The organism is Micromonospora sp. C31, from assembly GCF_018070575.1.
In the GTDB taxonomy this organism is placed as follows: Bacteria; Actinomycetota; Actinomycetes; order Mycobacteriales; family Micromonosporaceae; genus Micromonospora.
The window spans coordinates 20,973-41,056 of record NZ_JAGPXN010000001.1; the positions used below are offsets into that span (position 1 = coordinate 20,973).

21 protein-coding genes are annotated in these 20,084 nt (G+C 72.8%); 4 read left to right on the forward strand and 17 right to left on the reverse strand.

What is annotated here, in order from left to right:
• Nucleotides 1-384: 384 nt before the first annotated feature.
• Both KBX06_RS00100 and KBX06_RS00105 read right to left on the reverse strand, forming a co-directional pair.
• Nucleotides 385-1,953: a fatty acid--CoA ligase gene (locus tag KBX06_RS00100; RefSeq protein ID WP_210832022.1), complete on the reverse strand. Its 1,569-nt coding sequence runs from the start codon at nt 1,951-1,953 to the stop codon at nt 385-387.
• Between the two features lie 333 nt (nt 1,954-2,286).
• On the reverse strand, nt 2,287-3,084 hold the full coding sequence (locus KBX06_RS00105; RefSeq protein WP_210832023.1) for a trypsin-like serine protease: 798 nt from the start codon (nt 3,082-3,084) through the stop codon (nt 2,287-2,289).
• Nucleotides 3,085-3,278: 194 nt separating this feature from the next.
• On the opposite strand from KBX06_RS00105, the gene KBX06_RS00110 reads away from it, so the two are divergent.
• Nucleotides 3,279-3,545 carry a hypothetical protein gene (locus KBX06_RS00110; protein ID WP_210832024.1) on the forward strand — a complete coding sequence of 89 codons (267 nt, stop codon included), beginning with the start codon at nt 3,279-3,281 and terminating at the stop codon, nt 3,543-3,545.
• A 144-nt stretch (nt 3,546-3,689) separates the two neighbouring features.
• Here the strand turns inward: KBX06_RS00110 and KBX06_RS00115 are convergent, their stop codons facing one another.
• The gene (locus tag KBX06_RS00115; protein ID WP_210832025.1) at nt 3,690-4,235 is read right to left on the reverse strand and encodes a hypothetical protein; all 546 of its coding nucleotides are present in this window, start codon (nt 4,233-4,235) and stop codon (nt 3,690-3,692) included.
• Nucleotides 4,236-4,470: 235 nt separating this feature from the next.
• Between KBX06_RS00115 and KBX06_RS00120 the strand changes: the two genes are divergently transcribed.
• Nucleotides 4,471-4,791, forward strand: coding sequence for a hypothetical protein (locus tag KBX06_RS00120; protein ID WP_210832026.1), 321 nt, complete (start codon nt 4,471-4,473; stop codon nt 4,789-4,791).
• A 194-nt stretch (nt 4,792-4,985) separates the two neighbouring features.
• Here KBX06_RS00120 and KBX06_RS00125 read toward each other — a convergent pair whose 3' ends face one another.
• From KBX06_RS00125 to KBX06_RS00140, 4 genes are all read right to left on the reverse strand, one after another.
• The gene (locus KBX06_RS00125) at nt 4,986-5,453 is read right to left on the reverse strand and encodes a ribose-5-phosphate isomerase (protein ID WP_210832027.1); all 468 of its coding nucleotides are present in this window, start codon (nt 5,451-5,453) and stop codon (nt 4,986-4,988) included.
• Nucleotides 5,454-5,525: 72 nt separating this feature from the next.
• The gene (locus KBX06_RS00130; RefSeq protein ID WP_210832029.1) at nt 5,526-6,725 is read right to left on the reverse strand and encodes a DUF1015 family protein; all 1,200 of its coding nucleotides are present in this window, start codon (nt 6,723-6,725) and stop codon (nt 5,526-5,528) included.
• Nucleotides 6,726-6,816: 91 nt separating this feature from the next.
• Complete coding sequence (locus tag KBX06_RS00135; protein ID WP_210832973.1) at nt 6,817-7,164, reverse strand: hypothetical protein; 348 nt, start codon at nt 7,162-7,164, stop codon at nt 6,817-6,819.
• A 203-nt stretch (nt 7,165-7,367) separates the two neighbouring features.
• Complete coding sequence (locus KBX06_RS00140; protein ID WP_210832031.1) at nt 7,368-7,991, reverse strand: DsbA family protein; 624 nt, start codon at nt 7,989-7,991, stop codon at nt 7,368-7,370.
• Between the two features lie 213 nt (nt 7,992-8,204).
• Between KBX06_RS00140 and pepN the strand changes: the two genes are divergently transcribed.
• Nucleotides 8,205-10,754 carry an aminopeptidase N gene (gene pepN, locus KBX06_RS00145; RefSeq protein WP_210832033.1) on the forward strand — a complete coding sequence of 850 codons (2,550 nt, stop codon included), beginning with the start codon at nt 8,205-8,207 and terminating at the stop codon, nt 10,752-10,754.
• Nucleotides 10,755-10,831: 77 nt separating this feature from the next.
• Here the strand turns inward: pepN and KBX06_RS00150 are convergent, their stop codons facing one another.
• From KBX06_RS00150 to KBX06_RS00160, 3 genes are all read right to left on the reverse strand, one after another.
• Nucleotides 10,832-11,233, reverse strand: a complete 402-nt coding sequence (locus tag KBX06_RS00150) for a DUF5130 family protein (RefSeq protein ID WP_210832036.1) — start codon at nt 11,231-11,233, stop codon at nt 10,832-10,834.
• On the reverse strand, nt 11,220-11,504 hold the full coding sequence (locus KBX06_RS00155) for a hypothetical protein (protein ID WP_210832895.1): 285 nt from the start codon (nt 11,502-11,504) through the stop codon (nt 11,220-11,222). The genes KBX06_RS00150 and KBX06_RS00155 overlap by 14 nt, the downstream gene beginning before the upstream one ends.
• A 73-nt stretch (nt 11,505-11,577) precedes the next feature.
• Nucleotides 11,578-13,041 (reverse strand): amidase, encoded by a 1,464-nt coding sequence (locus tag KBX06_RS00160; protein ID WP_210832038.1) that lies wholly within the window; start codon nt 13,039-13,041, stop codon nt 11,578-11,580.
• A gap of 211 nt (nt 13,042-13,252) precedes the next feature.
• On the opposite strand from KBX06_RS00160, the gene KBX06_RS00165 reads away from it, so the two are divergent.
• Nucleotides 13,253-14,191, forward strand: coding sequence for a dienelactone hydrolase family protein (locus KBX06_RS00165; RefSeq protein WP_374225546.1), 939 nt, complete (start codon nt 13,253-13,255; stop codon nt 14,189-14,191).
• Between the two features lie 138 nt (nt 14,192-14,329).
• Here the strand turns inward: KBX06_RS00165 and KBX06_RS00170 are convergent, their stop codons facing one another.
• Genes KBX06_RS00170 through KBX06_RS00200 form a run of 7 tightly spaced genes read right to left on the reverse strand, consistent with a single transcriptional unit; the run spans nt 14,330 to nt 20,022 of the window.
• Nucleotides 14,330-15,355, reverse strand: coding sequence for an amidohydrolase family protein (locus tag KBX06_RS00170; RefSeq protein ID WP_210832040.1), 1,026 nt, complete (start codon nt 15,353-15,355; stop codon nt 14,330-14,332).
• The gene (locus KBX06_RS00175; protein ID WP_210832042.1) at nt 15,355-15,879 is read right to left on the reverse strand and encodes a 3-hydroxyanthranilate 3,4-dioxygenase; all 525 of its coding nucleotides are present in this window, start codon (nt 15,877-15,879) and stop codon (nt 15,355-15,357) included. Before KBX06_RS00175 ends, KBX06_RS00170 begins: the two co-directional genes overlap by 1 nt.
• Nucleotides 15,876-16,376: a RidA family protein gene (locus KBX06_RS00180; protein WP_247684954.1), complete on the reverse strand. Its 501-nt coding sequence runs from the start codon at nt 16,374-16,376 to the stop codon at nt 15,876-15,878. Before KBX06_RS00180 ends, KBX06_RS00175 begins: the two co-directional genes overlap by 4 nt.
• Nucleotides 16,373-17,146, reverse strand: coding sequence for a 2-keto-4-pentenoate hydratase (locus tag KBX06_RS00185; protein WP_210832044.1), 774 nt, complete (start codon nt 17,144-17,146; stop codon nt 16,373-16,375). Before KBX06_RS00185 ends, KBX06_RS00180 begins: the two co-directional genes overlap by 4 nt.
• The gene (gene dmpG, locus KBX06_RS00190) at nt 17,143-18,204 is read right to left on the reverse strand and encodes a 4-hydroxy-2-oxovalerate aldolase (protein ID WP_210832046.1); all 1,062 of its coding nucleotides are present in this window, start codon (nt 18,202-18,204) and stop codon (nt 17,143-17,145) included. The genes KBX06_RS00185 and dmpG overlap by 4 nt, the downstream gene beginning before the upstream one ends.
• Nucleotides 18,201-19,184: an acetaldehyde dehydrogenase (acetylating) gene (locus tag KBX06_RS00195; protein ID WP_307854414.1), complete on the reverse strand. Its 984-nt coding sequence runs from the start codon at nt 19,182-19,184 to the stop codon at nt 18,201-18,203. The genes dmpG and KBX06_RS00195 overlap by 4 nt, the downstream gene beginning before the upstream one ends.
• A 43-nt stretch (nt 19,185-19,227) precedes the next feature.
• Nucleotides 19,228-20,022 carry a 2-keto-4-pentenoate hydratase gene (locus KBX06_RS00200; protein WP_210832049.1) on the reverse strand — a complete coding sequence of 265 codons (795 nt, stop codon included), beginning with the start codon at nt 20,020-20,022 and terminating at the stop codon, nt 19,228-19,230.
• Nucleotides 20,023-20,084: the final 62 nt, after the last annotated feature.

Below are 20,084 nucleotides of genomic sequence, written 5' to 3' on the forward strand. Positions count from 1 at the left end.
GCAAGGGAAGTTATCGTCACCGGTCGATGCCCTGGCTGCTGGTCAAGGACATTAGAGGGCCGATCGAGGGGAGGGAATATGCAACTTTCTGCTACATCGACTCCCGTCACTAGCAAGTGGCGACCGCGACTCCGGGCGCCCCCTGCGCGCCGCCCGTCCGGCGGACACGCCTCCCACCAGGTGATCCTTCGCCCGCACAAAGGTGTACGCGGACATTCCACGCTGGACCGGCGGCCGCGTGCGGAGGCGGGCCGACGGGGCCGGACCGTCCCCGCCATGCGGACGAGCAGGGACGATGACGGGCGGTAGCCGGCGATGCCCGGACCCCTGGACCGGCCGAGGCCGTACGCCGCCACCTCGCCCTGGCCGCCACCGTCGTCGCGATCAGCTCACCCTGCGCTCGTGGCCCTGCCAGAACCGCTCCCGCAGCTCGCGGCGCAGGATCTTCCCACTGGGGTTGCGCGGCACCCGATCGATGAACTCGTAGTGCAACGGCTGCTTGAAGCCGGCCAACTGCCCGCGCAGGTGCAACGCCAGGTCGCGCTCGGTGAGCTGCTGACCCTCCACCGGCACCACGAACGCGTACACCGCCTCGCCCCAGCGCTCGTCCGGCACCCCGACGACCGCCGACTCGGCGACCAGCGGATGACGGCCGATCACGTTCTCGACCTCCGCCGGGTAGACGTTCTCCCCCGCCACGATGATCATGTCCTTGATCCGGTCGCGGATGAACAGGTAGCCGTCCTCGTCCAGCACGCCCGCGTCGCCGGTCACGACCCACCCGTCGACCAGCGTCCTCGCGGTGGCCTCCGGCAGGTTCCAGTACTCCACCATCACGCCCGGGGAACGCAGCCAGACCTCGCCCACCTCGCCCGTTGGCAGCGGGTTGCCCTTGTCGTCGGCGACCTTGACCTCGAAGCCCGGGTACGGCAACCCCGCCGACCGCATCCTGCCGCTGTCCGGCGTGTGGTCGGCCGGAGGCAGGCAGACGGCGGAGTTGCCGGTCTCGGTCAGGCCGTAGATCTGGGCGAACTCGCAGCCGAAGCCCTCGACGCAGCGGGCCAGCAGCGCGGCCGAGATGGGCGCGCTGCCATAGACGATCTTCCGCAGGGAGGCGAAGTCCGCCTTGGTGACGCCGGGCTCCGCGAGTAGCAGCCGCAGCATCGAGGGCACCGCGAGGATGGTGGTGACGCGCAGCGTCCTGATCAGCTCCACCGCGCCGGCGGTGGTGAACTCGCGCATCACCACGTTCGTGGCGCCCGAGGCGAAACCCATCGCCGCCCACGACAGGCCGCCGATGTGGAAGCCGCCGTTGCAGAGCAGGCTGACGTCGCCCGCACGCAGGTCGAGCCAGTCCAGGGCCGCCGAGGCGAGCCCGTCACGGACACAGAAGAAGCTGCGGTGCGCGAGGACGACGCCCTTCGGCAGGCCCGTCGTCCCGCTGGTGTACATCTGGGCCAGCGGCGTGTCGGGGGTGACCTTGGTCAGCACGTTCGCGTCGGGCTGGGCCGACACCCAGGCCGCGAAGCCGGCCCGGGCCACGCCGCCGGAGTCCAGCGCGACCACCTGCTTGAGCATCGGCAGCTCCGGCGCCAGCTTGTCGGCCACCGCAGCCGAGTCGGCGTCGACGAACAGCAGGGCGGCACCCGAGTCGCGCAGGATGTGCTCGACCTCGCCGGCGGCCAACCGCCAGTTGATCGGCACCAGCACCACGCCGGCCTTCGCCGCCCCGAAGAATAGGTCGTAGAAGTGCTCGGACTCCCTGCCCAGCCAGGCGATGCGGTCACCTGGGCGCAACCCCGCCGCCTGGAGGCCGCGCGCCACCTGGTTGCTGACGCGGTGCAGGGTGACGTAATCGACGCGCCGACCCTCGCAGACGATCGCGACGGCGTCCGGCTGCTGGGCCGCGTGCCTGCGCGCCACGTCGACGAGCGTGCGCAACTGAACGGTCACCGGGTCCTCCTCAGTGGGCGTACGGGCGGGGGCGACGCACGCCACGTCGGCCGCGAGACGCACGCCGGACGGATCGACCAGGGCCAATCAGCAGCACCTCAGCCCTCGGCGATGTCGTCATCGCCGCTCGCGCTTGGTGCACGAGCGCGAACTGAACGTAATCAGCGCGCGTCCATCGCCCGGTAACAGGGGAAGAACCGCCCCCGCGGGCCCGGGCGAGCATGTTCCAGCAGCACGCCCGGCGAGCGGGCGGGCGCACAGGCGGGGCCAGCCGGAGCACACGCGCGCGGGGCCCGACCGGACGAGCCGGTCGGGCCCCCGAGGGCGGTTCGTTCAGCCGCCGAGGCTGGCCGCCGCGGAGGCGATCGCCGGGGCGAAGGTGCTCACCTGGGTGTAGACGCCGGGGTAGGAGGGCCGGGCGCAGCCGTTGCCCCAGCTCACGATGCCGACCTGGATCCAGGCGTTGCTCGCGTCGCGGCGGAACATCGGGCCGCCCGAGTCCCCCTGGCAGGTGTCGATGCCACCGCTGGCGTAGCCGGCGCAGATCTCCTCGCTCGCGATGATCTGGCCGCCGTAGTAGGAGTTGCAGGTCGAGTCACTGACGAACGGCACGGTGGCCTTGCGCAGGTAGCGCTGCTGCGCGCCGCCCTCGCGGGTGGCACCCCAGCCGGCGACCGTGAAGGTGCCGTTGTCGTACGCGGTGCTGGTGGCGATCTTCAGCGTCGGGAGCGTGGTGACGGGCGTGGCCAGCCGGATGAGGGCCCAGTCCTTGCCGTTGCCGTTGTAGCCGGGTGCCCGGTAGACGTAGTTCGAGCGCACCTGGATCCGGCTCGACGACTGGAGGTCCACCACGCCGAGGGTGGCGGTGATGCTGGTGTTCGTACCGGTCCTGCCGACGCAGTGCGCGGCCGTCAGCACCAGGCGCGGGCTGTAGAGCGAACCGCCGCAGCCCATGGAGAGCCGCACCATGAAGGGGAACTCCCCCTGCGCGGCCAGCGTGCCGCCCACGACGTACGGGGTCACGTCGGGCCCGGGCTTGGCGGCGGCCGGAGCGGCCACGACGAGCGAGCCGGCGGTGACCGCCACCAACGCGGCGGCCAACCGGCCGACGAGTGTGCGCCAACGGACCATGGGAGCCTCCCGAACCCTCGCGGCGCGCCGAGGCGGTGCGCCGGAAACCGATGGCGGGAGCCTATGGATATGTATCGATGACTGGCAATGGCCAACCCCATCCCGCGTCGGTCATACCGCGGCCGGACAGGAGCCGACCCGCCCGGCCGGACCCCGCCCGTTTTGCACCGGGACCGTCCGGGTAGGGCCTCCACATGGACACGAACACGAAGGCACACCTCGTTGGCGGGCCCCGCGACGGCAGCACCATCGACACGGGCGGAGACGCCCTCGTGGAGGTGGAGATCGACGGGATGATGCACCGCTACATCCGGACCACGAAGCAGCACGGCGAGGACGGCACGGTCTACAACTACGACGGAGTGGCGGCCCCCGACGGCGGAGAGCGCGGCGTCGAGGACCCGGCGGCCCGGGTGGCCTCCCCGAAGGCGGACGCGGAGGGCCATGGCGGGAAGCACTGACCTGCGGATCGGCCCCGGCCGGGCACGGATGAACCGCGCCCGGCCGGGTAAGCAGCCGCGACCTGGTGGAACGACCGGAGGTCGCGAGACCCCGCGACCGGACGCGCGGGCGGGCGGCACAGACCGACCCGCCCGGGCGTACGGTCAGTTGTTGGTGATCCAGTTCCAGGCCGACACGACCCACTCGGTCTGCTGGAGATAGGCGATCCCGAGACCGGTCAGGAAGACCGCCGTCACCAGATGCGCCCCGCGCGCGCTGCGACGTACCCGGCCGAGCTGCCGCTCCAGCACCACGCGGCCGAGCAACCGGGCCAACGCGAAGAGGCCGGCGGCCACCAGCAGGCTCAGCAGGAAGATCAGGAACGGGCCGCCCAGGTTCCCGCCGCCCGAGATGGCCCAGATCCCCCAGCAGACGAAGGCGAAGAGCGCCCCGGCGGCACTCCACTCGCCGCCGCGCTTCAACTGCTCGACGTGCCAGCTCAGCGGCCGGCGCGGGGCCGACGCGTGCGGCCACCCCGTGCCCGTCGGCTCGTGCTCGACGACGGGAAACGGCTCGGTACGCGACGTACGGGACTGCCCGACCGAGGCCACCCCCCGCTGGAACGCGTCGCGCTGCGGCGGCACCCCGACACCGGGCTGCGGCGGCACCTCGACGGTCCGCTCGGCCCACGGCTGCGTCTGGTCGACCATCTCGTCCCTCCCCTGGACCCGACGGCGACCACCGGCCGCCGTCCGTTCCGAGGGTAGCCAGCCGGCAAACCGGTCGCCGAGGCCGCACCCGGACGTGGGAGCCGATCCGTCCGCCCCGGCGGGGCCGACACGCCAGCACCGCGTCTGCGCGGGCCTGCCGCGCCCGACCGGGTCGCTCGGCAGACGGGGGACACACGAGCCGGCGCCGACCGGGCCGGGGCGGTACGGTCGGCTGATGGGGGACACGGAGCGCCGCCGGCGTCGGCTACGGCACCCGAGCGGTGACACGGGCGGGGCCGAGGGCCCGAACGCGACGACCGCCGGGGTGCACGACGCCCCCGAGCCACCGCGTGCCCGCCGGGGCGGCCCGGGTGACGAGGGCGATCGCGGGCTGCGTGGTCTCGTCGGCCCCGGCACCTCCCAGGTGAGCGTGACCGCTGCGATGCGGGCCCGCGACGCGGCCCGCCCCACCGACGAGGACCTGGCCGCGGCCGAGGAACGCGTCGTGATCATCCGCCGCAACTGGACGCCCCGCGAGGACCTTCCCCGCCGCTGACCCCGGATCCTGGCGGGAAGGGCCCTGCCGGGGTCGCTGTCCGTCCGGGAACCACACCACCCCGGCAGGTGCGGACGTCACCCCGCCGCCAGGACGGCCGGTCGGGCGGTCAGGGCCGCAGAGCCGGGCGGTCGGGGCAGCTCCGCGAGCGCTGGGGCGGTCAGGTCGGCGCAGCTCCGCGAGCGCTGGGGCGGTCAGGGCAGCGCGGGGAGCTGGCGGGTGCCCTCGTAGTGGGCCACCTGGGCGATCCGGCGGGCGTGCCGCTCGTTGCCCGAGAACGGGGTGGTCAGGAACGCCTCGACGATGGCGGTCGCCTCGTCCAGCGTGTGCTGGCGGGCGCCGACCGCGACGACGTTCGCGTCGTTGTGCTCGCGGGCCAGCTGGGCGGTGTCGATGCTCCAGGCGAGGGCCGCCCGGACGCCGGCCACCTTGTTCGCGGCGATCTGCTCGCCGTTGCCCGAACCGCCGATGACCACCCCGAGGCTGCCGTCGTCAGCCACCACCCGGTCCCCGGTGTGCAGGCAGAAGGCCGGGTAGTCGTCGTCCGGGTCGTAGGCGTGCGGGCCGACGTCGACCACGTCGTACCCCTCCTTGGTCAGGTGGTTGACCAGGTGCACCTTCAACTCGAAGCCGGCGTGGTCGGATCCCAGGTAGACGCGCATACCGCGCAGTCTGTCAGGCGCCCCTCCGGGGCGACGCGCGGGCGGCGCCCCGGAGGCGGATTCGTCACAGGGTCAGCGGGACAGCTCGGCGACCACCAAGCCGCCGCGCGCCTTCGGGGTGAACCAGGTGCTCTTGCGCGGCATCTTCTCCCGCGCCAGGTTCACGGCGACGAAGTCGTCCACCGTCACCGGGGCGACCAGCACCGCCAGCTCGGCCCGCCCCGCGTCGACCTCGCCGGTCAACCAGCTCGCCGGATAGTCGCCGCCGACGTAGGTGATCCGCTTGTCGCCCGGGTCGAGCCCGAGCGCGTCACGCAGCAGCAGCCGCTCGACCAGGGCGTGGTCCAGGTTCTCCAGCCGGTTGTCGCCGACGTGCGGCAGGGTGACCGCGTACCCCCGGCCGGTGAGGCGAAGGTGGACGGTGCCGCCGGTCGCCGGGACCTCGACCGGGCCGTCGATCGGGCTGATCTCCGCGCCGGCGGCGCGCAGCCGGGCGAGCAGGTCGTCGGCGGTGGTGGTCAACTCGCTGACCAGCCGGTTGTAGGGCTGGATCGCCACCGACGCCGGGGTCGTGACCACCGACAGGAAGCGCGGCAGCCCGCCGGTCTGCGCGGCCAGGCTGCGGTGGTTGCCGTCGGCCACGACCAGCTCGCCGCCGCCCGCCAGGGCCGTCAGCTCGTCCTGGCGCGGGCCCGGCCCGAGCAGCCAGATGGCGTGCGTGCGCCCGGCCTGGTCGGTGTCGGTCGCCGCCGGCGCCCCGGCCACGTCGGTCGCCGCCGCGAGGGCGGCGTGCAGCTCGTCACCGCGCCCGGTCTGGAGCAGGAGTACGGGCGACAGCAGGTGCCCCAGCGCCTCGGCGAGGGCCACCCGCTCGCGCACCTTGGCGATGAAGACGTCCTCGTTGCGGATGACCAGACCGGGCTCGTCGGCGCGGGTGGAGATCTGGTCGGTGTCGACCATGGCGAAGATCCCGTACGCGTTCTCCTCCCCCGGCGCGCTGATCCGGTAGAGGACCACGACCTGCTCCGCCGGGGTGTAGCTGCCGTCGGCCTTGGCCTCGGCGAGCCGGGTCACCGCGTCCGGCAGGGCGTCGAGGAAGGACCTCCCCAGGCTCTCCGGCGCCCGGTGCGGCATCTCGATGCCGAGGGCACTGTGCGGGTTCGCCTCGATGATCGCGGTGATCTCCGCGTCGTCTGCGAACTCGTCGTAGTTCTGCGCGCCGGTGCCGCCAGTGGTGATCCAGGCCCGGGCGATCGGATGCACGACCGTCATGTGCGAAGACGCTACCGGCGGCGCGTGTCCCACCGACGCGGGACCCGCGCGGGGTCCACCAGATGAAAGGGCCACCGGGCGGGCGCCGGGTTCAGGCGGTGCGGTCGGGCCGTCCCGCCACCCGACGGTGCCGGCCGTCCGGCGCGGGGCCGACCGGCGGTCGCCGGCCCGGCCCGGCGGGGACGATCCTCCGCGGTCCCGCCGACGACGACGGCACGACCGGCCGGTGCTCCGCCGGCGGGGTGAGCCGGGAGGTGGCCGGCACGCGGGCGACGCCGACCACGATCGGCGGGGCGAGCAGGTCCACCAGGTGGGCGGGAAGGTCGGGACGGACCGTCGGCCAGCGGAAGTCGTCGACCGACCAGTACGCCGCGTCCGGGCGCTCGGTCACCCCCTCCCGGGTCGACGGAACGTCACCGGGCACACGGTGCTTGGCCATCGGAACTGCCTCCACGAGCTGCGGGGTGCGGCCCTGCGGGTCGCTGCGGCGGACACCGGGGCCAACGATCCCGCCACCGTCGCGGTGACGCCCCGCACTCCCTCCCCGCCTCGTCCCCGGGCGGGGCGGGGGCCCGCGCCGGAAACCCGACGCGAGCCCCTCGATCAGCGGGAGGCGCGAGCCCTGCGATCCGGGAGGGCGGATCAGTCGAACATCGGGTCGAGGTCGCGGGAGCGCTTCAGCTCGTAGAAGCCCGGGGTGCCGGCGACCAGCAGTACGCCGTCCCAGAGCCGGCCGGCGGCCTCGCCCCTCGGTGCCGGGGTGACCACCGGGCCGAAGAAGGCGACCGTGCCGCCGTCGGCACCGGGCGCGTGGATCACCGGGGTGCCGACGTCGGTGCCGACCGGACGCATGCCGGCCTCGTGGCTGGCGCGCAGCGCCTCGTCGTGGCCGGTGCCCTCGGCGGCGTCGGCCAGCGCCGGGTCGAGCCCGACGTCGGTCAGCGCGGCCACGAACAGCTCCCGCGTGAGCTTCTCCTGCCCGAGGTGGATCCGGGTGCCCATCGCGGTGTAGAGCTTCCGGACGGCGTCCGGGCCGTGCCGCTGCTCCACCGCGACGCAGACCCGCACCGGACCCCAGCCGGCCCGCATCAGCTCCTGGTACTGCTCGGGCAGCTCCCGGCCCTCGTTGAGCACCGACAGGCTCATCACCCGGAACCGGACGTCCACGTCCCGGACCTGCTCCACCTCCAACAGCCAGCGGGAGGTGATCCACGCCCACGGGCAGAGGGGGTCGAACCACATGTCGACGGCGGCACGGTCACTCACGGCTGGTTCCCTTCGAACGGGGGTGCGCCGGCCTCCCGGCGCCTGTTGCGATCCTCACCCCCGCGGGTATCGACCGACAGCGGAATGAGAGCGTGACCTCGCCCACCACGGGGTGTTCCTGCATGGAAGACTCGAATCCGGCCGTCACGAGCGGCCGATGACGGCGCCAACAGGGCGTGCGGCGAGACGGGATGGAGACGAAAAGTGCCGGGAGTGCGCAACCTGACGCAGGTCGAGGCCACGGAGCGGGCCCGCCTGCTCGACGTGACCGGATACGACATCAGTCTGGACCTCTCGTCCGCCGTACGGGCGGCCGAGGCTCGCACCTTCCACTCGCGGACCGAGGTCCGGTTCCGCTGCGCGGAACCCGGCGCGAGCACCTTCATCGAGCTGGCCGCCGACTCCGTGCGTTCCGCCACGCTGAACGGCGCCCCGGTGGACCTGGGCGACTGGTCGGCCGAGAAGGGCCTGACCCTGTCGGGACTGGACAGCGACAACACGCTGGTCGTCGAGGCGGACTTCGCGTACTCGAACAGCGGGCAGGGCCTGCACCGCGCCGTCGACCCGGTCGACGGCGAGACCTACCTCTACAGCCAGTTCGAGACGGCCGACGCCCAGCGGGTCTTCGCCTGCTTCGACCAGCCCGACCTGAAGAGCGTCTACACCTGGCACGCCACCGTCCCGGAGCACTGGAAGGTGGTCTCCAACATGCCCGTGCAGCGGGAGGAGGCGGCGGGCGACGGGCTGAAGACGGTCCACCTCGCCACCTCGGTGCGGATGAGCACCTACATCACCGCCCTCTGCGCCGGGCCGTACCACGAGGTGCGCGACAGCCACGACGGCATCGACCTGGGCGCGTTCTGCCGGGCCTCGATGGCGCCGCACCTCGACTCGGACGACCTCTTCCTGGTCACCAAGCAGGGCTTCGACTTCTTCCACGAGCAGTTCGGCGTGCGCTACCCGCTGCCCAAGTACGACCAGCTGTGGGTGCCCGACTTCAACGCCGGCGCGATGGAGAACTTCGGCTGCGTCACGCACGCCGAGGCGCACTACCTCTTCCGCTCACAGGTCACCGACTACGAGTACGAGCAGCGGGCCAACACGATCCTGCACGAGCTGGCGCACATGTGGTTCGGTGACCTGGTCACCATGCGCTGGTGGAACGACCTGTGGCTCAACGAGTCGTTCGCCGAGTGGGCCAGCCACTGGTGCAACACCCACGCCACCCGCTTCACCGAGGCCTGGACGACGTTCCTGTCCATCCGGAAGAACTGGGGCTACCGCCAGGACCAGCTCTCCTCCACCCACCCGGTCTACTGCGAGATGCCGGACCTGGAGGCGGTCGAGGTCAACTTCGACGGCATCACCTACGCCAAGGGCGCGAGCGTGCTCAAGCAGCTGGTCGCGTACGTCGGCGAGGAGCCGTTCCTGGCCGGGCTGCGGGCCTACTTCGCCAAGCACGCCTGGGGCAACGCCACCTTCGACGACCTGCTCTCCGAGCTGGAGGCGGCCTCCGGCCGGGAACTGCGCAAGTTCGCCGCCCAGTGGCTGGAGACGGCGCAGGTCAACACCCTGCGGCCGGAGCTGACGATCGGTGCGGACGGCACGTACGAGCAGGTGTCCGTGCGCCAGGAGGCGCCGGTCGGGCACCCGACGCTGCGTACCCACCGGATCGGGGTGGGCCTCTACGACCTGACCGACGGCCGGCTGGTCCGCCGCGAGCGCTACGAGGTCGACGTCGCCGGCGAGCGCACCGAGCTGCCCGCGCTGCGCGGCGTGCCCGCCGCCGACGTGCTGCTGCTCAACGACGACGACCTCACCTACACGAAGCTGCGCCTCGACGAGCGGTCGATGGCCACCGTGGTGCAGCACATCGCCGGCTTCGAGTCGTCGCTGGCCCGCGCGCTGTGCTGGACCGCCGCGTGGGACATGACCCGCGACGCCGAGCTGGCCGCCCGCGACTACGTGGCGCTGGTGCTGGCGGGGCTGCCCGCGGAGACCGACATCAACCTGGTCAACGCCGCCCTGCGGCAGACCAAGTCGACGCTCACCTTCTACGTCGACCCGGTTTGGGCGCCGACCGGCTGGGCGGAGCTGGCCCGCACCGCGCGGACGACGCTGGCGGCGGCGGAGCCGGGTAGCGGCTTCCAGCTGACCTGGGCCCGCGCGTACGCCACGGCGGCCCGCTCGGCCGAGGACCTGGCCATCCTGCGTGGCTGGCTGGCCGGCGCCGACGTCCCGGCCGGCCTGTCCATCGACACCGAGCTGCGCTGGGCCGTGCTGGACGCGCTGGTCGCCAACGGCGCGGCCGGTCCCGCCGACATCGAGGCCGAGCTGGCCGGGGACCGCACGTCCAGTGGCGAGCGGGAGGCCGCGTACGCGCACGCGCTGGTGCCGACGGCGGAGAACAAGGCCGCCGTGTGGGCCCAGCTGACCGGCCCGGAGCCGCTGCCGAACTGGCGTAACCGGGCCCTGTTGCAGGGCCTCACCCACCCGGCGCAGATCGAGCTGGCGGCGCCCTACCGGGAGAAGTACTTCGCCACGGTGGCCCAGGTGTGGGGCAGCCGGGACAGCGAGCCGGCGCAGGAGTTCGCGCAGCTGGCGTACCCGGCGTTCCTGGTGGACGACGACACCGTGGCGGCCACCGACGAGTGGCTGGCCGGCGACGGCCACCCGGCGTCGCTGCGGCGGCTGGTGGCGGAGGGCCGCGACGGCGTCGTGCGCGCCCTGCGGGCCCGCGAGCGGGACGCCCGCAGCGCCTGACGTACGCGTCACACGGTGAAGCCCGGCCCGCTGTGCGGGCCGGGCTTCACCGTCAGGTGCGGGTGGGCTCGGGTCGGTCAGCCCTTGCCGGCGTGGCTGGCGAGCTGGTCGAGGCCGTTGATGATGCCGCCGGCCAGGTCGCCGCCGCCGAACGCCGCCACCATGGAGAGCGCGGCGAGCCGGGCGTACGTGTCGGGGATGCGCTTGCGGGCCTGCCGACCGGTGACGATCTCCAGCTGCCGCTGGTTGGGCGACACCGCGATCAGGACCGACAGGTCGGGCTCGGCGAGCTGGCGGTGCAGTCGCTCGGCGTGCTCCCGGATCGGCTCGTCGAGGCCGCCGACGAAGACCGAGAAGACCAGGCCGGTGCCCTGGTCGGCCAGGCGCAGGGCCTCGTCGATGCGCAGCAGCTGGCGGGTCGAGAACGGCCCGTCCAGCACCTCGGGCGGGTTTCCCGCCTGCTTCTCACCAACGGTCACTTGCGCCTCCGGTTCCACCGGCCGGCGGCTCGACGCCGGCCCGCTCGAGCTTGTGGCTGGTCAGCGCCGGCGCCTGCGCGCCCGCTGCCAGGGCGGTGCCGGCCGAGTCGGCCAGCTGCTCCGGCCGGCCCAGGAACCAGACCGGAGTGAAGTCGAAGGGCCGGCCCGGTCGGTAGCGCTTTGCGCCGCCACCGCCGCCACGGCTACCGGCGTACGCCAGACCGGCGATCACCAGCACCGCGGCCGCCGGGATGCCGACGAAGACCAGCAACGTCTCGGTTACAGACAATCCCAACGCCCCCAGGCGGAAGAAGAGACCTCAAGGATCCGGGTCGGGTGGACGATCATGGCGCCGACCGCCCGACACCGCTGCCATTCACGTTAGCGGAGCCCACGGCCCGCCAGATTGCGGGGTGGCGATCCCATCCGCCACTGGAGTGCTCCAGTTGCGCAGCGGTGGCGATCAACCTCGCGTCGTCGCCGTACCGGCCGGTCAGCAGGACCCCCACCGGCAGCCCCTCGGCGGTGACGCCCACCGGCAGCGACACGGACGGATCGCCCGTGACGTTGAAGACGGCGCAGTACGGCGAGAACCGGCGTTGCCGGTCGAAGTCCTCGGCCGGGTCGCCGCCTGCGGCGAACCAGCCCAGCGGCGCCTGCGGCGCGGCGAGGGTGGGGCAGAGCAGCAGGTCGCAGCCGGCGGTGCGGCGCACGCCGAGGCGTACCTGCGCCTGGAGTTCGCCGAGCGTGGCGGTGAGGGTGCCGGCGGAGATCTCCGCGCCCCGGGCGCGCAGGTGGCGGGTCAGCGGCAGCAGTGCGCTCTCCTGCCCGGGCGGCACGGGCGCGAGCGCGAGCACGTACCAGACGATCTCGAACAGTGGCCACACGGCGGGCCCGAGGGGCGCGGGGACGTCGACCACCTCGTGGCCGGCGGCGGTGAGCAGCGCCGCGGCCCGTTCCACGGCGGCGAGGCAGTCGGGGTGCACCGGCTCGTCGGCGAGCATCGGGGCGGTGAACCGCCCGACCCGCAGCCGCCCCGGGTCGGCCGCCCGGGCCGCGCCGAGCCAGCCGCCGGCGGGCGCGGCGGGCGCCAGGTAGGGCTCGCCGGGCACCGGCCGGGCCAGCACGTCGAGCAGCGCCGCCACGTCGGCGACCGTACGCCCGATCGGCCCGTTGGTCGGCAGGCCGAAGGCGCCGGAGCCGACCGGCCCGCCGGAGACCAGGCCCCGGCTCGGCTTGTAGCCGACCAGGCCGCACAGCGACGCGGGGATGCGCAGCGAGCCGCCGCCGTCGGAGCCCTGGGCGACCGGCACCAGCCCGGCGGCGACGGCCGCCGCCGCCCCTCCGCTGGAGCCACCGGCGGTGTACGCCAGGTCCCACGGATTGCGGGCCGGCGGCGCGACCAGCCCCTCCGAGTAGAGCGAACAGCCCAGCTCGGAGGTGGTGGTCTTACCAAGGCTCACCAGCCCGGCCGTCGCCATGAACCGGACCACGTCGGCGTCCACCGGCGGCACGAAGTCGGCGAACGCCGCCGAACCGAAGGTGGTGCGCACCCCGGCGGTGAGGGTGAGGTCCTTGATCGCGGTCGGCACGCCGTGCAACGGGCCGCGCTCGTCGGCGGGGACGGCATCGGCGGCGCGGGCCGCCGCGCGGGCCCGATCGCCGGTGACCGTGACGAACGCGCCGACGGTGTCGCCGAGCGCGTCGATCCGGGTCAGGTGGTGCTCGACCAGCTCCAGGCTGGACAGTTCGCCGCCGGCGACGGCGGCGGCCTGCTCCAGCGCGGTCAGGTCGTGCGGCTCGGCCATCCCCTCATCCTGCCCGCCCGTCCCCCGCTCCGCCGCACGACACGACCGGCCGGTGCGTGCGCCGCGCGCCATATCCCCCTGACATGACCACTTAGGGATGACCGCCCACCGGCGCCCGGGACGGAGGATGGACATCGATCGATGGCGATCACTGTCCACCGGTGGCCCCGCAGTCACGCCACCGACCCCCACCCCCGCAGGGAGCGTCGCCGTGCAACCTGTACCTGCTCTGCACCCCGTCCCCGGCCGTCGCTGGTCGGCGCGCGCCACCCGGCCGCTGCTGGCCCTCGTCCTGGTCGGCGCGAGCCTGACCGCCACTCCCGCCGCACCGGCCGGTGCCCAGGACGTGTCTCGGGCCGCGCCGCTCGCCGCCAACCCGTACGAGCGGGGCCCCGCTCCCACCGTGGCCAGCATCGAGGCCACCCGCGGTCCGTTCGCCACCGCGCAGACCACCGTCTCCGCCAGCAGCGTCAGCGGCTTCGGCGGCGGAACGATCTACTACCCGACCAGCACCGCCGAGGGCACCTTCGGCGCGGTCGCCATCTCACCCGGCTTCACCGCTCGCCAGACCTCGGTCGCGTGGCTCGGCCCCCGCCTGGCCTCGCAGGGCTTCGTCGTCATCACCATCGACACCCGTTCGGTGTGGGACCAGCCGGTCAGCCGGGGCACCCAACTGCTGGCCGCCCTGGACTACCTGACCAACACCAGCACCGTACGCACCCGCATCGACCGCGACCGGCTCGCGGTGATGGGGCACTCGATGGGCGGCGGGGGCAGCCTGTCGGCGGCCAGCACCAGGCCCGCGTTGCAGGCGGCGATCCCGCTGACCGGCTGGCACACCCAGAAGAGCTGGTCGTCGGTGCGCGTACCGACCCTGGTCATCGGGGCCGAGAACGACACCGTCGCCCCCGTCTCGTCGCACTCTGAGCCGTTCTACACCAGCATGCCGACCACCCTCGACAAGGCGTACCTGGAGCTGAACGCGGCCAGCCACTCCGCGCCCACCTCGTCGAACGTCACGGTGGCGAAGTACAGCATCTCCTGGCTCAAGCGGTTCGTCGACGACGACACCCGCTACGAGCAGTTCCTCTGCCCGGCCCCCCGGGGCTCAACGATCGAGGAGTACCGGGACACCTGCCCGCACTCCTGAACCGCACGCTCCGGAGCCGTCGCGCGCACTGGGGGCCGCGACGGCTCCGGATCCACCCCCGCGAGCCGCACCCGGAGCGCCGCCGGCCGGCGGGTCCCGGCTGAGCCGCCGCAGCCCTGCCGCGCGCCGCAGCGGGCCTCAGGTACGGGTGCCGAGGAACCGCAGCGCGTTGCCGCCGAGCAGCAGACCACGCTGCTCCCCGGTGAGGAAGTCCGCCTCGCGCACCACCCGGCCGACCGGCCGCTCCCCCAGCGGGTACGGGTAGTCGCTGCCGACGAGCACCCGCTCGGCGCCCATCGTGTCGACCAGCAGCCGCAGCGCGGGTGCGGAGAAGACCACCGAGTCGACGCAGAACCGGTCGACGTACGAGCTGGGCGGGGCGGTGGAGGCACCGCGTACCAGGTCGCCCCGGCGGTGCCAGGCGTTGTCGGCCCGGCCCAGCCAGAACGGGAAGCTGCCGCCGCCGTGCGCGAAGCAGATCCGCAGCGTGTCGGGCACCCGGTCGAAGACACCGCCGAGGATCAGCGCCAGCACCGACAGGTGCGTCTCGGCCGGCATCCCGGCGAGCCAGCGGGCCATCCACCGGTCCAGCCGGGGGCCGCCCGGCATGTCCCACGGATGCACGAAGACCGGGGCGCCCACCTCGGCGCAGTGCGTCAGGAACTCCACGATCCCGGCGTCGTCGAGGTCGCGGTCCCCGACGTGGTTGCCGATCTCCACCCCGGCGTGCCCGGCCGCGAGGCAACGGTCCAGCTCGGTGCAGGCCGCCTCCGGGTCCTGCAACGGCACCTGGCAGAACGGCACCAGCCGGTCGCCGCCGGCGGCGGTGACCTCCAGGGTCAGGTCGTTGAAGATCCGCGCGACCTTCACCGCCTGGTCGGCGGGACGGTCGTAGCTGAAGAAGACCGGGGTGGGCGAGACGACCTGCACGTCCACGCCGTCGGCGGCCATGTCGCCGAGCCTGGTCGGCGCGTCCCAGCACTCCGCCCCGACGGGGCGGAACTCCGTCTCCCCCACCATGATCATGGCGGCCCGTTCGGAGTCGACCCGCAGCCAGGGCCAGCCGGACCCGCCGCACGCCGCGCCGAGGTCCGGCCACCCCTTCGGTACGACGTGCGTGTGCACGTCGACCACCGGAGGCCGCGCCTGCCCGGGATCGCGCATCAGCCCCTGCCCGGGTGCAGCGCGCCGCAGTTCGCGCAGGTTCGCGCGGCCTCGTCGGCGTAGAACGCCGCGAAGACCGGGGGCAGGTCGGCGGCGATGTCCCTGACCTGCAACTCCACCTCGTGCACCTTGTGCCCGCACTCCGCGCAGTACCACTGGAACTTTTCCAGCGTGCCCTCCTCGCGGACCCGCTCCACGACCACCCCGATCGAGCCGGCCTCGGGCCGCTGCGGCGAGTGCGGGGTGTCGCGCGGCAGCATCCACATCTGCCCCTCGCGCACGTGCACCGTACGCGGCCCCTCCGGGAGCATCAGGTTGATGTGCATGTTGCCCTTGACCTGGTAGAAGAACTCCTCGTACGGGTCGACGTGGAAGTCGGTGCGCTGGTTGGGCCCGCCCACCACCATCACGATGAAGTCGTCCCCGCCCGGGAACATCTCCTTGTTGCCGACCGGCGGCTTGAGCAGATGCTGGTTGTCCGCGATCCAGCCCGGGAAGCTGAACGGCTCCGCGATCTCACTCACGACTGACCTCCTGACGGAAGAAGGGCCACGGCCTGTATTTCGATGAGCAGGTGCGGGTGGGGTAGCTGGTGCACGGCGACGGTGGTGCGGGTGGGGCCGGTGGCGTCGAAGTGCTCGGCCCAGACCTGGTTGTAGCCGCCGAAGTCGTTCATGTTGACCAGGTAGGTGGTGACCTGCACGAGGTCGCTCAGGTCGGCGCCGACGGAGCGCAGCAGGTCGCCGATGTTGTCGATCACGGCCCTGGTCTGGGCACGGATGTCGAGGTTCGTGGTGCCGAACTCGTCGACCTGCACACCGGCGAAGGTGTTGTCCGGCCGGCGGCTGGAGGTGCCGGAGACGAAGACGAACCCGCCGGCGACCTTGACGTGCGGGAACGCCCCACGGGGCACGGCCTTGCCCTCGACGACGTGCGCCTGCGCGCTCCCGCCGTGGCCGGCTGTCGTGTCGTGGCCCGCTGTCGTGTCGTGGCCTGCTGTCGTGTCGTGGTTCGTGGTCATGCCGTGGCTCGCAGGGAGGCGGTGCCGAGCTTCTCGACCACGGCGCGCACGTGGGCGCCGGGCTTCAGGGGGACGGCGGCGGTGGCGGCGCCGGCGAGGAACACCCAGCCCTCACGCAGCCGCACGCCATGACGCCCCGCGAGGCGGATGCCCTCGTCCAACGCACGGCGGGGATCGCCGAGGATCGCCGCGGTCGAGCCGACCTGCGCGACACGCCCGTCGATCTCCAACAGCACACCCAGGTTCTCCAGGCCGTCCGGCACCGGCGACCACGCGCCGACGACGAACGCGGCGGCGGAGGTGTTGTCGGCGATCACGTCCGGCAGCGAGAAGCTGAAGTTCGCGTACCGCGAGTCGATCACCTCGATCGCCGGGGCGACCGCCCGGACGGCGTCGGTGAAGTCACCCACCGGCTCGCCCGGCTCGGGCAGGCGGTCCAGCAGGAACGCCATCTCCGGCTCCACCCGAGGGTGGATGAAGCTGGCGACGTCGACGCTGCCGCCGTCGGGCACGCGCATCGTGTCGGTGAGCCGGCCCCAGATCACCTCGTCCACGCCGACCTGCGCCATCTTCGCCCTGCTGGTCAGGCCCATCTTCAACCCGACCAGGCGCTCGCCCCGGTCGAGGCGACGCTGGACCAACGCGGTCTGCACCGCGTACGCCGCAGCCACGTCCAGCCCCGTCTCCGCCGCCAACTGCGCGATCGCGGTGGCGGTGTCCGCCGCCACGCCCAACCGCTCGGCGATACCCGCGGTGTCCGGCCCGATCATGACTTCTCCTTGCCGGCGAGGTCCAGTGCCACGTCCACGATCATGTCCTCCTGACCGCCGACCATCCGACGGCGACCCAACTCGACCAGGATCGAGCGCACGTCCACCCCGTACCTGTCCGAGGCCCGCTCCGCATGCCGCAGGAAACTCGAATACACCCCCGCGTAACCCAGCGACAGGGTCTCCCGGTCGACCTGCACCGGCCGGTCCTGCAACGGGCGCACGATGTCGTCCGCGGCGTCCATCAACGCGAACACGTCACAACCGTGCTCCCACCCGTGCAACTCCGCCACGGCCACGAACACCTCCAACGGCGCGTTACCCGCCCCGGCACCCTGCCCCGCCAGTGACGCGTCCACCCGCACCGTGCGCCCATGGCTCGCCTGGGCGCCTACGGCGGCGTCACCGGCGACGCGGCCGTGCTCCACCGCGACCACACTGTTGGCCACACCCAGCGACAGGTTGTGGTGGGCGTGGATACCGATCTGCGTCTCCGGCGCCAACACCTGCCGGTACGCGTCCACCCGTTCGGCCACGTCCGACATGAGCAGCCGACCGCCGGAGTCGGTGACGTAGACGCAGTGCGCCCCGTACGACTCCATCAACTTCGCCTGCCCCGCCAACCCGGCCGGGTCGTTCATGTGCGACATCATCAGGAACCCCGACACGTCCATGCCGTTCTCCCGCGCCCACGCGATGTGCTGCGCCGAAATATCGGCCTCCGTGCAGTGCGTCGCGATGCGCACACTCGACACGCCAAGCGCCTTCGCCGCCTTCAAGTCGGCGATCGTGCCGATCCCCGGCAACAGCAGAGTCGTCAGCTTCGCGTTCGTCATCACCTCGGCCGCCGCCGCGATCCACTCGGCGTCACTGGCCGCACCATGGCCGTAGTTCACACTCGAACCCGCCAGCCCGTCACCGTGCGCGACCTCGATCGCGGCCACCCCAGCCGCATCCAACGCCGCCGCGATCGTGCGGACCTGATCCACCGTGTAGCGGTGCGCGACAGCGTGCATACCATCGCGCAACGTCACGTCCTGGATGTACAGATCAGTCACCCGGTCACCCCCACGACGCCCCGACCCGCACCGTCGCCACCAGCGCCGTCACGGCGCCCCGCCGCCGATCGAAGCCCTACCAGCCGCTCCGCCGTACGCAGCGCCGCCGACGTCATTATGTCCAGATTCCCCGCGTACGCCGGCAGATAATGCCCCGCACCGGAGACCTCCAGGAACACCGACACCTGCAACCCGCGCAGATGCCGCCCCAACGACGGCACATACGTGTCGACCCGGTCGAACTGCACGTCCTGCTTCAACCGGTACCCCGGCACGTACTCCCGCACCGCCGCCACCATCTGCGCCACCGATCCGGCGATCGCGGCTTGGTCGGCGTCGGCATCCGGGCACAGGCAGTAGACGGTGTCGCGCATCAACAGCGGCGGGTCCGCCGGGTTCAACACGATGATCGCCTTACCCCGCCGCGCGCCGCCGACGACCTCGATCGCCCGCGCCGTCGTCTCGGTGAACTCGTCGATGTTCGCCCGCGTCCCCGGACCCGCCGACCGCGACGCGATCGACGCCACGATCTCCCCGTACACCACCGGCGTCACCCGACCCACCGCCGCCACGACCGGCACCGTCGCCTGCCCACCACACGTCACCATGTTCACGTTGCGCTCACCCAGATGCTCATCCAGGTTCACCGGCGGCACCGCATACGGGCCGATCGCCGCCGGCGTCAGATCCACCACCAGCCGACCATGCGCCGCCAACACCGCATCGTTGCGCCGGTGCGCACCCGCCGACGTGGCATCGAACACCAACTCCACATCCGCGAACTCCGGCATCCCGACGAGACCGTCCACACCCTCGGCCGTGGTCGCCACACCCAACCGCCGCGCCCGCGCCAGACCATCCGAGTCCGGATCGATGCCCACCATCGCCACCATCCGCAGACTGTCACTCAGCCGCAACACCTTGATCATCAAATCGGTGCCGATGTTGCCCGACCCGATCACCGCAACCCCGACACTCACGACGAGCCCTCCCCACGCACCACCACAAGGCCCGCCAACCCACTCACGACCCCTCCCCCGCAAAACACACGCGCACCGAACCCAGGCCGGAAATCCGCGCCTCGTACGCCGCACCCGCCGTCACCGGCACCATCGGACCGAGCGCCCCGGACAGCACCACGTCGCCCGCGCGCAGCGGGTCCCCCGAGCGGGCCATCGTCTGCGCCAGCCACTCCAGGGCGTGCAGCGGGTTGCCGAGGCAGGCCGCGCCCGCCCCCACCGACACGGGCTCACCGGCATGTTCGAGGACCATCCCGCACAACCGCAGGTCCACGTCGGCCAACCGACGCGGCGCGGTGCCGAGCACGAAGAGACCGCTGGAGGCGTTGTCGGCCACCGTGTCCACGATGGAGATGTCCCACCCCGCCACCCGCGAATCCACGATCTCGATCGCCGGCAGCACGTGGTCGACCGCCCGGATCGCGTCCGCGGTGGTGATCCGCTCGTCGGGCAGATCCGCGCCCAGCACGAAGGCGACCTCCGCCTCCACGCGGGGTTGGAGCAGCCGGCCCGTCGGCACCTCAGCCCCGTCGGGCACCGCCATGTCGTCCAGCAGCACACCGAAGTCCGGCTGGAAGACGCCGAAGCTCTCCTGCACCGCCCGCGAGGTCAACCCGACCTTCGCGCCCACCCGCCGGTGACCGGCGTCCAGCCACCGCCGGACCTGGAGCTGCTGCACCTGGTACGCCGTGTCGACGTCGCTCTCCGGCAGCAGCCGCCCGCGCAGCGGCGGGCAGGGCTTGCCGTTCTCCCGCGCGTCGACCAGTTCCCGGGCCGCCGCCTCGTAGTCAATGCTCATGCCGGCTCCTCGCTCCACTCGCCGCCGCCACGACACTCCGCGACACCGATGTGCTCGTCACG